The sequence below is a fragment of the Comamonas sp. genome (assembly GCF_036643215.1).
Lineage (GTDB): Bacteria > Pseudomonadota > Gammaproteobacteria > Burkholderiales > Burkholderiaceae_C > Comamonas.
Window position 1 is genome coordinate 16,183 of the sequence record NZ_JAVXSJ010000021.1, and the last position, 12,501, is coordinate 28,683.

At 57.0% G+C, this 12,501-nt stretch carries 15 protein-coding genes; 11 read left to right on the plus strand and 4 right to left on the minus strand.

Annotated features, from left to right (window positions below; genetic code table 11):
• The first annotated feature begins 37 nt into the window (after window positions 1–37).
• Window positions 38–694, plus strand: coding sequence for a TetR/AcrR family transcriptional regulator (locus RSF91_RS14395; protein ID WP_332569066.1), 657 nt, complete (start codon window positions 38–40; stop codon window positions 692–694).
• A 78-nt stretch (window positions 695–772) separates the two neighbouring features.
• Here RSF91_RS14395 and RSF91_RS14400 read toward each other — a convergent pair whose 3' ends face one another.
• Genes RSF91_RS14400 through RSF91_RS14410 form a run of 3 tightly spaced genes read right to left on the minus strand, consistent with a single transcriptional unit; the run spans window position 773 to window position 2,944 of the window.
• Window positions 773–1,462 carry a glutathione S-transferase family protein gene (locus RSF91_RS14400; protein ID WP_332569067.1) on the minus strand — a complete coding sequence of 230 codons (690 nt, stop codon included), beginning with the start codon at window positions 1,460–1,462 and terminating at the stop codon, window positions 773–775.
• Window positions 1,440–1,937, minus strand: coding sequence for a nuclear transport factor 2 family protein (locus RSF91_RS14405; RefSeq protein ID WP_332569068.1), 498 nt, complete (start codon window positions 1,935–1,937; stop codon window positions 1,440–1,442). Before RSF91_RS14405 ends, RSF91_RS14400 begins: the two co-directional genes overlap by 23 nt.
• A gap of 53 nt (window positions 1,938–1,990) precedes the next feature.
• Window positions 1,991–2,944, minus strand: a complete 954-nt coding sequence (locus RSF91_RS14410) for a LysR family transcriptional regulator (RefSeq protein ID WP_332569069.1) — start codon at window positions 2,942–2,944, stop codon at window positions 1,991–1,993.
• 122 nt (window positions 2,945–3,066) lie between these two features.
• On the opposite strand from RSF91_RS14410, the gene RSF91_RS14415 reads away from it, so the two are divergent.
• From RSF91_RS14415 to RSF91_RS14450, 8 genes are all read left to right on the plus strand, one after another.
• Entirely contained in the window at window positions 3,067–4,005 is a 939-nt protein-coding gene (locus tag RSF91_RS14415) for a dihydrodipicolinate synthase family protein (protein ID WP_332569070.1), read from the plus strand.
• A 77-nt stretch (window positions 4,006–4,082) separates the two neighbouring features.
• The gene (locus RSF91_RS14420) at window positions 4,083–5,048 is read left to right on the plus strand and encodes a Bug family tripartite tricarboxylate transporter substrate binding protein (protein ID WP_332569071.1); all 966 of its coding nucleotides are present in this window, start codon (window positions 4,083–4,085) and stop codon (window positions 5,046–5,048) included.
• The gene (locus RSF91_RS14425) at window positions 5,038–5,742 is read left to right on the plus strand and encodes an SDR family NAD(P)-dependent oxidoreductase (protein WP_332569072.1); all 705 of its coding nucleotides are present in this window, start codon (window positions 5,038–5,040) and stop codon (window positions 5,740–5,742) included. Before RSF91_RS14420 ends, RSF91_RS14425 begins: the two co-directional genes overlap by 11 nt.
• 28 nt (window positions 5,743–5,770) lie before the next feature.
• Window positions 5,771–6,937, plus strand: coding sequence for a mandelate racemase/muconate lactonizing enzyme family protein (locus tag RSF91_RS14430; RefSeq protein ID WP_332569073.1), 1,167 nt, complete (start codon window positions 5,771–5,773; stop codon window positions 6,935–6,937).
• A gap of 205 nt (window positions 6,938–7,142) precedes the next feature.
• Window positions 7,143–7,559, plus strand: coding sequence for a lactoylglutathione lyase (gloA, locus tag RSF91_RS14435; RefSeq protein WP_332569074.1), 417 nt, complete (start codon window positions 7,143–7,145; stop codon window positions 7,557–7,559).
• Between the two features lie 164 nt (window positions 7,560–7,723).
• Window positions 7,724–8,251 carry a nuclear transport factor 2 family protein gene (locus RSF91_RS14440; RefSeq protein ID WP_332569075.1) on the plus strand — a complete coding sequence of 176 codons (528 nt, stop codon included), beginning with the start codon at window positions 7,724–7,726 and terminating at the stop codon, window positions 8,249–8,251.
• Window positions 8,252–8,464: 213 nt separating this feature from the next.
• Window positions 8,465–9,103: a gamma-glutamylcyclotransferase gene (locus RSF91_RS14445; protein ID WP_332569076.1), complete on the plus strand. Its 639-nt coding sequence runs from the start codon at window positions 8,465–8,467 to the stop codon at window positions 9,101–9,103.
• A 104-nt stretch (window positions 9,104–9,207) separates the two neighbouring features.
• Window positions 9,208–9,816, plus strand: coding sequence for a superoxide dismutase family protein (locus tag RSF91_RS14450; protein ID WP_332569077.1), 609 nt, complete (start codon window positions 9,208–9,210; stop codon window positions 9,814–9,816).
• An 82-nt stretch (window positions 9,817–9,898) separates the two neighbouring features.
• Here RSF91_RS14450 and RSF91_RS14455 read toward each other — a convergent pair whose 3' ends face one another.
• Window positions 9,899–10,549, minus strand: coding sequence for a nucleotidyltransferase family protein (locus RSF91_RS14455; protein WP_332569078.1), 651 nt, complete (start codon window positions 10,547–10,549; stop codon window positions 9,899–9,901).
• Window positions 10,550–10,584: 35 nt separating this feature from the next.
• Between RSF91_RS14455 and pdxH the strand changes: the two genes are divergently transcribed.
• Window positions 10,585–11,232 carry a pyridoxamine 5'-phosphate oxidase gene (gene pdxH, locus RSF91_RS14460; RefSeq protein ID WP_099736955.1) on the plus strand — a complete coding sequence of 216 codons (648 nt, stop codon included), beginning with the start codon at window positions 10,585–10,587 and terminating at the stop codon, window positions 11,230–11,232.
• Between the two features lie 183 nt (window positions 11,233–11,415).
• On the plus strand, window positions 11,416–12,471 hold the full coding sequence (locus tag RSF91_RS14465; protein ID WP_332569079.1) for a tyrosine-type recombinase/integrase: 1,056 nt from the start codon (window positions 11,416–11,418) through the stop codon (window positions 12,469–12,471).
• The last annotated feature ends 30 nt before the right edge of the window (window positions 12,472–12,501 follow it).

A 12,501-nucleotide genomic window follows, 5' to 3' on the forward strand; every position in this document is an offset into this window, starting at 1 on the left:
AGTATCAGATATGACCTGCGATGTCTAAAATGGGCTCATGACAAGCCGCACCTCCATCAAAGAACAGATACAGCGCGTGCGCGAGCAGGCCATCGTGACGGCCGTCAATCGGCTGTTGGCCACCAAGGGCTACGACGCCATGACGGTGGATGAGGTCGCAGCCGAGGCCGGCATGGCCAAGGCCAGCCTGTACAAGCTGTTCACCTCCAAGGAGGAGCTGGCGGGGGCCGCCATGGTCGGAGTGCTGGACCGGGCCCTGGCCTTTGTGGATGGCTTGCGCGGCGAGGCCGCTCAGGCTGCCGAGACCGGAACGCCCATTCGCCCGCTGGACCAGCTCAAGGCTGTGACATGCTGGGCCATGCAGACTCAACTGGAAGGCCAGATGCCTTCCCTGCCCGCGCAGAACTCCAACCTCAGTGCCTCGCTGCAATCCAACGACGCCTATATGGACCGGTTGATTTCGCTGAGCAACCGCCTCAGTATCTGGATCACCGAGGCCCAAATCAGCGGCCAGCTGCAGCCCACGCTGCCGGCCGAACTGGTGCTCTACACGCTGTTTGCGCGCGCCTGCGATCCCGTGGTGGCCCTTCTCAAGGAATCGGGCCAGTACACGCATACGCAAATCATCGACTGGGTGTCGAGCACGACCTTTGGCGGATTGGCTGTACCGGGGCAGACAAGCCAACAACCTTAGTTTGGCCAAGGCTTGGCGGTAGGAAAACTGAACTCAGCTCTTAGCGAGCCGTTCAAGCCAAGCATGAACCCCTGAGGCTCAGGACTCCATCATTACCGGCCCGCCCTTGCTCAAGGCCCGCTGGTATGCGGGACGGGCCTGCATACGTTCGCGGTAGGCGATCAGATGAGGCCAAGCGGCTTCATTACCGCCGCGAGTCAAAGCAGCTTCAACGGCAAAGCTCATCTGGAAGTCGGCCATGCTCAAATGCTCACCAGCGAACCAGCGATGACTTGCCAGGTGATCTTCCATAAAGGCCAAGGCGGTCTGCACGTTGGGCGCAATGAGTTTTTGCTGCACCTTGCCGCACAGCTCGCGAGCTACCGGGCGCACGAAAAATGGCATGGGCTGGTTCGGGATGGTGTCAAAAACCAGTTTCATCACCAGCCAATTCATGAGTGAACCCTCGGCATAGTGCATCCAGAAACGGCACTGGCGGTGCTCTACTGTTCCACGCAACGGCTCCAGGTGCGACAGCTCCATCGGAGCCTGATTGCCATAGCACTCAATGAGATATTCGATGATGGCGCCAGACTCGGCGACCACGGTGTCGCCGTTGCTGATAACCGGCGATTTTCCCAGTGGATGGACGCGCTTGAGCTCGGGTGGTGCCAAGTGTGTGTGGGGATCGCGCTTGTAGTGGCGCAATTCATAAGGAACGCCAAGTTCTTCAAGCAGCCAGAGGACGCGCTGAGAGCGCGAGGTTTCAAGGTGATGAACGGTCAGCATGGGCAGTCTTCCTAGAAGCGGAGCCCGCTTTGCGCAGCCAGCGCATCAAGGCTCCAAGCAGTGGTAATTTTTCATATAACTCTTCAGCCGTATCCCAGTAGTCACGGTGCTGGCTAACGCGGCCTTGGGCATCAAAACACAGCAGTGTGGCCCCGTTGATGCATTGATCAATACCGGGCCGCCAGCGTTGCAATCGAAAGTGAAACTCCCATGCCAAAAAGGCCTGCTGGCCCTGCACCAGCTTCTGCGTGACTATGAAATGCGGGTTCTGCAAGGTGTCAAACATGTGATCGAAGATACCGGCAATAGCCGGAACCCCACGAACATCGTTGAATGGATCCTTGAAGTGCGCGTCTGCTGCATAAAACGTATCAAGTTGCCTGATGAGATCCGGTGTGAGCTGCTCATACAGCTGAATAAGTCGGTCCACGGCAGCATTCATATCTGTTGAGGTAGAAGGCAAATCGGCAGTCATTGGACCCAGTATCTCTGCTTGAGGAAAAGAAGCTTTTGATTTCTCTGATCAGGTCACACAAGAGCTTGCTTCTTGGCTAGCTCCCAAAGCGCTTCGGCCTTATCCGACATCTCTGCACGTTGCCTGTACATACGTATCTCCACCGGTATATTCCACGCCTTTGGACCAGCGCCTACCAAGGTTCCATTGGCCAGTTCCAGCTCTATCAGTGATTGGGGAAGCCAGGCAATGCCTCGCCCCTCCAAAGCCATGGTTTTCAGCAGCACGGCGTGGTGCGCGGTAAAGACCTCTTGAAGATCGGACTCGGATGTGCTCCTGCCGGTCTTGGGCATATTGGGCCGCAGCAGCGTCCTCATGATTCGCCCAAGGCCTGAGTCCTGGCTATACGCCAGCACGGGTACCGGCGGTGCATTGCCAATCGCGTGCAAGGCTTTTCCCATGGTTCCGTCTGGATGCGGTACACACACTGGCAGAAGCATGTCTCTGCCAAGCAAGAGCATGGGGTACTCTTGTTCGTCCAGTCTTCCCGGAACATTGGCATGCCCATGGCAAAGCACGAATTGCACCCGCCTTTGGAACATCAGAAATTCGCAGCTGCGAGAGCTGTCCGACATGGTCTGTAACGAGCCTATGTGCAGCCTTGATTCGATTTCAGCAAGCCAGCGGGGAAAGAACGTCAACGACAGAACATGCGTTGCCGCAAACCGCAAAGTGGACTCTTCCTGGTTGTGCGCCGCCAGGGCCTTGATTCTGGCTGCCTCAAGGTCTCCGAGCACGCCTTCCAGCAGTGGCAAGAAGCGCTGACCGGCAGCCGTCAGCGCTGCTGGATGAGCACTTCGGTCAAATAAATCGACTCCTACCCACTCCTCAAGTCCACGAATGTGGCGACTGAAAGCCGGTTGAGCGATGGCTCTAACCTCGGCAGCACGGGAAAAGTTTCCGCTTTCAGCAAGGGCAATAAAGTCTTCAAGCCACTCTAAATCGAGGTTGCGATTACCAGGTCCCATGCTCTGCGCTCGTAGTGTTCTATGAACTAGATAGTTGTATGCATTTCTAGTATTGGTGCTGATTTGCACTCTGAGAAATGATGGAGTCTCAGATCAACAAAGCCAACGCTCGGAGACTATACATGCCATCGATTTCCAACTACAAGGGGATCATCCCCGCGATTTCTTGTCCATTCACGCCTGATCACAAGATCGATGAAGCGGCACTGCGCAAGCTTGCATCCTGGCTTGCGGGCCATGACGGCGTCGTCGCCATCATGACCAATGGGCACACTGGCGAGGTTTTTTCACTGACGCCCTACGAGCGCGCCGAAGTCACCCGCATCGTTGCTGACGAACTTAAAGGGCGCCTGCCAGTCATCTCATCCATCGTGTGCGAAGGCCTGGCTGAAGCAGCCGAGCATGCACGGGCCGCCAAAGAAGCTGGCGCTGTAGCACTGGATGTCATGCCTCCTCACCACTGGCTGCGGTTTGGTTTCACTTCTGAGCATGCCCTGCAGTACTTCGAAGCCATTCACAAAGCAGCACCCGGCCTGGATCTGGTGTGCCACGTATATCCGGCCTGGACGCGCGCCTCTTACTCTTCCCAGCTGCTCGCGCAGCTGGCCAAGTTGCCCTATTTGCAAGCCTTCAAGGTCGGCCAGCGCGACATGAATAAATATGCCCGCGACATTCAGGCTATCCGCGAAGCAGATGCCAGCAAGGCCATCCTGACATGCCACGACGAATACCTGCTGGCTTCCATGGTGCAGGGTGTGGATGGCGCCTTGGTCGGTTTCGCCACGTTCATTCCTCAACTGATCATCGATTTGTGGAATTCCGTAAAGGCTGGTGATCTGAAAAAGGCCATGGAAATTCAGGCTGTGATCACCCCACTCAAGGATGCCGTCTACGGCAGCGGCGAGCCGACTGGCGAGGCCCATGCCCGCATGAAGGGCGGCATGTACCTAGCTGGTGTGATTGATGACGCCACCGTGCGCCCACCGACCGAAGCGCCGAATGAACAGGAGACGGCAGCCCTGCGCGCTGCCGTAGCACAGGCGGGCCTGCTCAAGCGCTGATAGCGGATTCGTTTGCCGTGGCGCACAAAGACGCCACGGCCATGGACTTTCCTAAAAAACGACAGGAGACAAAGAACATGCAACGCAAAAGTTTCATCAAGCTTGCCGTGAGTGTTATCACCATGGCCGTCGCCAGCTTGGCCGCAGCACAGGCCTACCCTAGCAAACCCGTGAAGGTCGTGATCCCATTTCCGCCGGGCGGCACATTGGACACTGTAGGGCGACAGCTGGCACAAAAGCTCAGCGAACAGATGGGCCAGCCATTCATCATTGAAAACCGTCCTGGCGGTAATGGCGTGATAGGCGGTGATGTCGTGGCAAAGGCTGCGGCGGACGGCTATACCCTGCTCTTCAACGCCTCCACTTTCACCACCGCACCCATGACAATGAAGTCTGTGTCTTATGCGGTGGAAAAAGACTTTACTCCTGTGGCACTGGTCGCCAAAGCGCCACTATCGGTTGCGGTCAACAAGCGATTGCCCATCACGGACATCAAATCGCTGATCTCCTATGCGAAGGCCAATCCAGGAAAAATGTCTTTTGCGGTGGGCTCCATTGGCTCTGCTGGGCACCTGTCCACCGAGCTCCTGAAGCGTGCAGGCAAGCTGGACTATCTGATCGTCCCCTACAAGGGAACCGCACCAGCTTTTCAGGACTTGATTGGTGGCCAGATCGACGGCTTCATCGACCCCATTCTTGGTTCATTGCAATATCACAAGAGCGGAATGCTGCGCGTTGTGGCCGTGACCTCGGCTGAGCGTGCTGCAAGCCTGCCAGATGTACCCACCGTGGGCGAGACTATTCCTGGCTTTGAGTTCTACAGCTGGTATGGGCTGTGGGGTCCGGCCAAGCTGCCTGCCGACATCAGCAAAAAGCTCAATGCCGAAGTCAACAAAGCGCTGTCTGGCGACATGAAAGAGAAGCTCAAAGAGCAAGGCATTCTGGCCACGACTGGTACGTCCGAAGACTTCGCTAAATTTCAGAAGATGGACATGGAGCGTTCCCAGAAGATCGTGACCGAAGGGAAGATCCGTGTCGAATGATGCGAAACAATTGCACGCCGTCGTCACCGGCAGCAGTGGCGGCATCGGCAAAGCCATCTGTGAAGAGCTGTTAACTGCTGGCTGGCGCATCACCGGTGTCGATCTGTCGCCAGCAACGATAGAACACAGATCTTTCACCCATCAGCCACTGGATCTCAGCAACCACGAGCAGACACGTACGGTGGTGGCTGGTCTTGCCAACGTCGATGCTCTAGTGCACGCAGCGGGAGTACTTCGAGTGGGTGAGCTTGGAAAGCTGGATGCCAAAGCCGGTGAGCTGATGTGGAAGTTGCATGTAGACGCGGCATCTCAACTGGCTGACGCCTTGGTCCCGGCAATGGCCGAGCGCGGCTTCGGTCGCGTGGTCTTCATAGGCAGCAGAGTTGCCCAGGGCTTGCCAGGACGCGGCCAGTACGCAGCCACCAAAGCGGCGGTGATTGCCATGGCCCGCAGCTGGGCCGTGGAAGTGGCGCCAATGGGCGTCACGGTGAACGTCGTCTCTCCCGGCGCTACGGCCACGCCCATGCTCAAAGATCCTGCCCGCTCAGGCAGTGCTCCACGTATGCCGCCCATGGGCCGCTTGATAGAGCCCAGAGAGATCGCCTCGCTGGTCAGCTACCTGCTGTCACCCGCAGCAGCGGCAATTACCGGCCAGAACCTCAACATCTGCGGCGGATCGTCCCTGTCGCAATGAACATCAACGTGTACCGAGAAAAATCAATATGAAAATCGTCAACATCATCGAGTCGACGCGCCCAATCAAGTCCGACATTCGTAACGCCTACATTGACTTCTCCAAGATGACCCTCAGCCTTGTGGCTGTGGTGACGGACGTGATCCGCGATGGCAAGCCGGTCATTGGCTACGGATTCAACTCCAATGGTCGTTATGGGCAAGGTGCCCTGATGCGCGATCGCTTCATCCCCCGTGTTCTCGAAGCTGATCCTGCCACTCTGATTGATGAGAGCGGCGAGAACCTGGACCCCCACAAGATCTGGGCCTGCATGATGACCAATGAAAAACCAGGTGGTCATGGCGAGCGATCGGTGGCGGTCGGCACCATCGACATGGCGATTTGGGATGCAGTCGCAAAGATCGAAGGCAAGCCACTGTTCCAGTTGCTGGCGGAGCGTTACGGCAACGGCACGCCCAATCCTCGCGTTTTTGTGTATGCCGCCGGGGGCTACTACTACCCCGGAAAGGGCTTGGACAAGCTCAAGCAGGAAATGGAAAGCTATCTTGCGCGCGGCTACTCGGTCGTGAAAATGAAAATTGGCGGTGCCAGCATTGCCGAGGATTGCGAACGTATCGAATCGGTGCTGAAAATACTGGGTCCTGGAAAGCAACTGGCCGTTGATGCCAATGGCCGCTTCGACCTGAAGACAGCTATTGACTATGGCAAGGCGCTCTCACAGTACTCTCTGTTTTGGTACGAGGAAGCCGGTGACCCTCTCGACTATGAGTTGCAGGCAAAGCTGGGCGAGGTCTACAAGGGCCCTATGGCCACAGGTGAGAACCTGTTCTCGATGCAGGATGCTCGCAACCTGATCCGCCATGGTGGCATGAATCCTGAGCGCGACTACCTGCAGTTCGACTGTGCCTTGAGCTATGGCTTGGTGGAGTACCTGCGCACGCTGGATATGCTCAAGGAAAACGGCTGGTCCCCAAGCCGCTGCATTCCACATGGCGGACACCAAATGTCACTCGCCATTGCGGCCGGCCTGGGCCTGGGCGGCAATGAAAGCTACCCAGATCTTTTCCAGCCTTACGGCGGCTTCCCGGATGGTGTCAAGGTCGATAACGGCTATGTGACGCTTCCCCCGCTCCCCGGCATCGGATTCGAAGGAAAGTCTGATCTGATCAAGGAAATGCTGGCGCTGACACGCTGAATCAATACAGCATGATCTGCTTGGTTTCCAAGAGGTCTTGTAAAACAGGTGGACCGCTTCCTATGCAACAAAACAAACATGGTTTGTTTATCGGGCCAGGAGCGGTCCAAGTGCGTTGCGCGACCAGTGGCTGTCAAGAAGCCGCCGTTTTCCTGGCATAACTGCCACGTCAGCAATGCTGCGAGCCGACTGGCACAATAAAGGCATGAGATTTCTCCACACCATGCTGCGCGTTGGCAATCTCCAGCGCTCTATTGATTTTTATACCACTGTCATCGGTATGCAGTTGCTGCGTACCTCTGAAAATACAGAGTACAAGTACTCGCTGGCCTTTCTGGGCTTCGATGGCGGTAACCCCGCACAGGCAGAGATTGAGCTGACCCATAACTGGGACACCGAGAGCTATGACATGGGCACGGCCTATGGGCATATCGCTCTGGGCGTGCCAGACGCTTATGCTGCTTGCGAGAAGATCAAGGCCGCTGGCGGCAATGTGACGCGTGAAGCAGGTCCCGTCAAAGGCGGCAGCACGGTGATTGCTTTTGTGACGGACCCCGATGGCTACAAGATTGAATTAATCGAGCGCAAAGACGATCAGGTTTCAGGCACTGGTCTGCGTTAAGCGGCTCTCTTGACCTTTCTGACCTTTTGAATGAGCGGCACTTTGGGGCCGCTTTTTTACGCCTGTTGTATTTGTCGACAAGTCCTATCGTCCAAATGCAGGTTTCGTGATATTGAGCCTTGTTTGAAGAATCACCGTTCATAAAACCAATGAGGAGACAAACAATGAGCGATTTGGTTCTGGTGCAGATACAGCAGCGCTTGCAGCGCCTTGAAGATCTTCAGGCCATACAGGCGCTTAAATCGCAGTATTTGCGTGCCTGCGACCGTAAGCAGCCTGATGCGATGCGTGAATGCTTTGTAGCGCATGGCGCAGTGATTGAGGCGGATGGATTTCCGGCTTTTACCAGCCGCGATGGCTGGGTGGAGACCTTCACCAAGCTGGCCGTGGAGAACCCCGCCATTCAGGACATGCACCACGGGCACAACCCGCAGATCAGCTTTACGGGGCCAGATCAGGCCATAGGCCTGTGGGATCTGGATTTCTGCCAGGTCAATGTGAAGGAGCGCACCATCGTCAATCTCTCGGGCCAATACACCGACGAGTACGAGCGGATGAATGGACGCTGGCAGATTCGCAGCATGCGCTTTCAAAGAGGCTCTTTTGTGATGCGTCAGGTTGATGCGGATGGCGCGGAGAAGGTGCTGGCGCTGGGTGAGCCGCCTGCTGCGGGGTTTATTGAGAACAGCTGAGCGACTGGGTTAAACGCCCACGCAAATGAAGTACGCCCGATGCAGCGCAAGCCGTATCGGGCTCTTTACTGAACTGTGAACCGCGCAGGCGCAACAAAGGCGTTGCTTTTACGCTCTGAATTTGTGCTTTGACCCAGGACAAGTGCACCGCCAGCGATGTGGCGCGTTATACATGAGGTTCATTCAGCTTTAAAGCCAATTTGGGGAGTTTTCATGTCCACCCTGCCCTTGTTCAACACATCCATGCGTAACGCAGATCAGATGCTGGAGCAAACTCTGGCGCAATGGGGTGGCGATGGGGATTTGTGGGTCTTTGGCTATGGCTCATTGATCTGGAGGCCTGATTTTGAGTTTAGTGAACGCCACGCAGGCCATGTCCACGGCTGGCACCGTGCTCTCAAAATGTGGAGCACCATCAACCGCGGCACGCCGCAGACTCCGGGCCTTGTGTTTGGCATGCTCTCTGGCGGCAGTTGTCAGGGCATGGTGTTTCGCATTCCGCGTGCTGAGGCAGATACGGTGATGCGCAAGCTTTGGCAGCGCGAGATGCCCAATGCCGTCTATGACCCACGCTGGCTGCCTTGCAAAACGGTGAACGGGCCGGTGAAGGCTTTGGCGTTCACGCTGTCGCGCCAAAGCCCGCACCACACGGGTGAGCTGGCGCCGGAAGATTACCGCCGTATTTTTTCGCAGGCGCAGGGCATTTATGGAACGACGCTGGACTATGCGCAGGCCACATTTGATGAGCTGCAGCGGCTGGGCATTGATGACAAGGCCTTGAAGCGCCTGCTGGCTTATGCGGAGTGCCGCCATGCCCAGAACCAGCAGAAAACGCAGTCGCTTGCTATTTGAAACATAGCTGCTTGCGCTTTCGCTGATTGGGCTGCGAGGCAAAATGGCTTGAAACTTTGGGCCACTTCGGCACAATAAGCTTTTTGATTGCTGGAGAGATTGCCATGTCCCCGAACCGTGTTGCCGCCCTCTTTTCTCGCCCTGTCTGGACGGGTCTGACGCTCGCAGCCACCTTGGCCCTGACGGCTTGTTCAACAGCCAGCAACACAGCCGCGCCCTCCTTTGCAGCTGAACCTGCTGCAGCCAAGAGCAAGGGCGTGCAATCCATCGCGCGGCTGGCTTCGACCAAGGGAAGCCAGGTCACAGGAACGCTGCAGTTCTTTCCGCTGGCTGAAGGTGGTGTTCGCGTGCAGGGACGTGTGGAAGGGCTGGCGCCGAACTCCGAGCACGGTTTTCACATCCATGAAAAAGGCGATTGCTCCAGCGGCGACGGCCTGAGCGCTGGCGGCCACTTCAACCCTGCGCAGCAGGCACATGGCAAGTTTGGTGACAGCAAGGCCCATCATCTGGGTGATCTGCCCAGTCTGGATGCAGATACACAAGGCGTTGCCACTATCGATTTTGTGAGCAAGAGCCTTACTCTGGACCGAGGCAGCAACGGCATTCTGGGCCGTTCTTTGATCGTGCATAACGATCCCGACGACTACACCACTCAGCCCACCGGCAACTCTGGCGCTCGCTTGGCTTGTGCGGTGATTGAACGCGGCGCGTAAGCAGATTTTTAGCTTCAATGCCTTGATCCCCCCCCTGCGCCCCTGCTTCAGGGGCTTTTTTTATGGCTGCGAGCAGGATTTTTTACTGGCGTTCTTGCCAGATTTTGCGAGCCTGCTCCAAGGTCTGCATCGTGTCCACATCGAGCACGCAGCCGATGTCATCGCACACCCAGCGCTTCAGTTGCTGATTTTCTGCCGCTTTGCGGACGATGGCGGATGCGCCTTGATCGCCACTCAACTGCATCAGCGCCTGCGCAGCGGCACGGCTGAAGGCGACGGGGTGGCCTTTCAGACCCTCTTGGGCTTGGTTGATAGCTGGATCCGCGGCTTGATAGAAAGGCTGAATGACTTGCAAAACGCCATCGCCCGCATCAGCGCTCAAAAGCTGCAAAGCCAGTGTTTTGAGCGTCTGGGGCTGCATCAGCGGCAGATCAGCTGGCAAGATCAGCCAGCCATTGGCGCTGGCTGTGGCTTTCACGGCAGCGGCAATGCTGTCGCCCATGCCGGGGTGTGGGCCGTATTCGACATGCCAGGGCAGGCCTGAGGCCTGAACAGTGGCCAGAGTCGTCTGCAACACGGTTTGCTGGCCCAGCATAGCTTGCAGCTTGTGCGTAGTGCCGCCCGAAGCGAGAAAGCGCTCTCCCCTGCCTGCGGCGAGAACCAGCACGCAGGGCTGCTCTAGGTTGATGGGAGGGCTGACCAAAACTTCTTGCTGCATATTGCGGTTAAGCATAACGCTGGCTTTGGCTGCGCGGCAGAATGTGGGGCATGAGCCGACTATCTTCTTCCATTGCCGATCTGCGCAAAAGCTACGAGCGCGCAGAGCTGAGCGAATCCGCCTCCAACGCTAACCCATTGAAGCAGTTTGACCAATGGCTGCAAGAAGCCGTGAGCGCCGAGGTTCCCGAACCTAACGCCATGACCGTGGCCACTGTGGGCGGCGACATGCGCCCCAGCACGCGGATTGTGCTGATCAAAGGCTATGACGAGCGCGGCATCGTCTGGTACACCAATTACGACAGCCGCAAGGGCCAGCAACTGGCGGGTAACCCGTTTGCTGCGCTGCAATTTCACTGGGTAGAGCTTGAGCGCGTGGTGCGAATTGAAGGCCGCGTGGAAAAAGTCAGCGATCAGGAAAGCGACGCTTACTTTGCCAGCCGCCCTTTGGATTCACGCATTGGCGCCTGGGCCAGCCCCCAGAGCCAGATCATCAGCGGCCGTGGAGTGCTGGTGGCCAATGCTGCCAAATACAGCGCCCAGTTCTTGCTGAATCCTCCTCGCCCGCCGCACTGGGGCGGTTTTCGACTGGTGCCCGACCGCTGGGAATTCTGGCAAGGCCGCAAGAGCCGTCTGCATGATCGCCTGAGCTACCGTGAGGATGGACAGAACTGGATTCGTGAGCGTCTGGCGCCCTGAGATCGTTGGTATGCGTTCGGGCATCTATCTCTAGATTGATGCTGAGAAGGCTGGTTTCATGACGAAATCGGCCCTCTCCCCTGATTAACTAACGGGTGGTTTGTTCTTTATCTGTTTTTAAGGACTCAAATGAATTTCATGTAAGTTACATTGGATGAATTAATAAAGAATAGAAATCACGCAATGACGGATGCTCAGACAAAGCTCTTACCCAATGGGCAGACAGTTTTTAGAGACTGGCTGGAGCATGAAGGCAGCAAGAGCTGGGATGCGCTGGATACCTCCCCTGACGGCAACTATGAAAAGGTCTGGCAGGCCTGGCTCTGGCATTTGAGTGGAGAAGCTTATGCCGAAGACAAGGCTCGCCAGCCCTCTTGCGCCCATGAACCCAAGGACTGGCATCAGGCCACTGCGGTGGATGTGCAGCATTTTCTGCAGATTCGAGATGGGCAGCGGGCGCATCACCACCCCGAGCGCAAGATCAGCCCGGTGACCCGCAGGCGTTACTGGCGGCTGCTGGAGCGCATCTACGATCACGCCATGGAGCATGGCTGGATTCACACAAACCCAGCCACGGGGCTTGAGCCCATTGATCGCCCGCCTTCAGAAGATGGCAAAGGCCACTGCCTGCCTCCCCTGCTCTGGCAATCTTTGCCGCGCCACTTTCCGCAGGCCGATGGTTATCAGAATGCGCGTGACCGGGCGATTGTCGTGCTGCTGTATGAAATGGCATTAGCCCCTGAAGAAGTACGTGCGCTGCTCTGGAAGGATTTACGCTGTAGCGCAGAGCTGGCTTGGGACACCACATCTAAAGAGATAGCAGATACCCCGCCTGCACTGCCCCGCTTCTTGCGGATTGACGGCGGCCGGGCCGCACAGCAACGACTGCTTGAGCTGCCTGAATCCGTCGCCAAAGCACTGCTGGACTGGCGGCGGTTCAGCGCTGCACAGCGCGGGCCGACGGTGGTGCATGGCGATCACATCGTGTTTTATTCACGCCGGGGCGGTGAATTGTCTGTACGCATGCTGTTTCATGTGGCTTCACAAATCATTCAGCGCGCACACGAAGCGCAGACTGAGGACAGCCAGAAGTCTCCCCTGCAGCGCGTGGGCCCGCAGGTGCTACGCAATACCGCCATTGTTCAGTGGCTGCGCGCAGGTGTGCCAGAGCTGGAAGTCATCGCCAGAATTGGCGTGAACAGCACAAGAGCCCTGCGCCATTTGCAACACTATCTATAGCAGGTAGCCCAAGCTAGACAAGGGCTACCT

Bases quoted from the DNA above. Each gene is read 5' to 3' on its own strand.
- pdxH (WP_099736955.1), top strand. From the start codon at position 10,585: ATGAGCCGACTATCTTCTTCCATTGCCGATCTGCGCAAAAGCTACGAG.
- RSF91_RS14430 (WP_332569073.1), top strand. From the start codon at position 5,771: ATGAAAATCGTCAACATCATCGAGTCGACGCGCCCAATCAAGTCCGAC.
- RSF91_RS14400 (WP_332569067.1), bottom strand. From the start codon at position 1,462: ATGCTGACCGTTCATCACCTTGAAACCTCGCGCTCTCAGCGCGTCCTC.
- RSF91_RS14455 (WP_332569078.1), bottom strand. From the start codon at position 10,549: ATGCTTAACCGCAATATGCAGCAAGAAGTTTTGGTCAGCCCTCCCATC.
- RSF91_RS14395 (WP_332569066.1), top strand. From the start codon at position 38: ATGACAAGCCGCACCTCCATCAAAGAACAGATACAGCGCGTGCGCGAG.
- RSF91_RS14405 (WP_332569068.1), bottom strand. From the start codon at position 1,937: ATGACTGCCGATTTGCCTTCTACCTCAACAGATATGAATGCTGCCGTG.
- RSF91_RS14465 (WP_332569079.1), top strand. From the start codon at position 11,416: ATGACGGATGCTCAGACAAAGCTCTTACCCAATGGGCAGACAGTTTTT.
- gloA (WP_332569074.1), top strand. From the start codon at position 7,143: ATGAGATTTCTCCACACCATGCTGCGCGTTGGCAATCTCCAGCGCTCT.
- RSF91_RS14410 (WP_332569069.1), bottom strand. From the start codon at position 2,944: ATGGGACCTGGTAATCGCAACCTCGATTTAGAGTGGCTTGAAGACTTT.
- RSF91_RS14415 (WP_332569070.1), top strand. From the start codon at position 3,067: ATGCCATCGATTTCCAACTACAAGGGGATCATCCCCGCGATTTCTTGT.
- RSF91_RS14450 (WP_332569077.1), top strand. From the start codon at position 9,208: ATGTCCCCGAACCGTGTTGCCGCCCTCTTTTCTCGCCCTGTCTGGACG.
- RSF91_RS14440 (WP_332569075.1), top strand. From the start codon at position 7,724: ATGAGCGATTTGGTTCTGGTGCAGATACAGCAGCGCTTGCAGCGCCTT.
- RSF91_RS14445 (WP_332569076.1), top strand. From the start codon at position 8,465: ATGTCCACCCTGCCCTTGTTCAACACATCCATGCGTAACGCAGATCAG.
- RSF91_RS14420 (WP_332569071.1), top strand. From the start codon at position 4,083: ATGCAACGCAAAAGTTTCATCAAGCTTGCCGTGAGTGTTATCACCATG.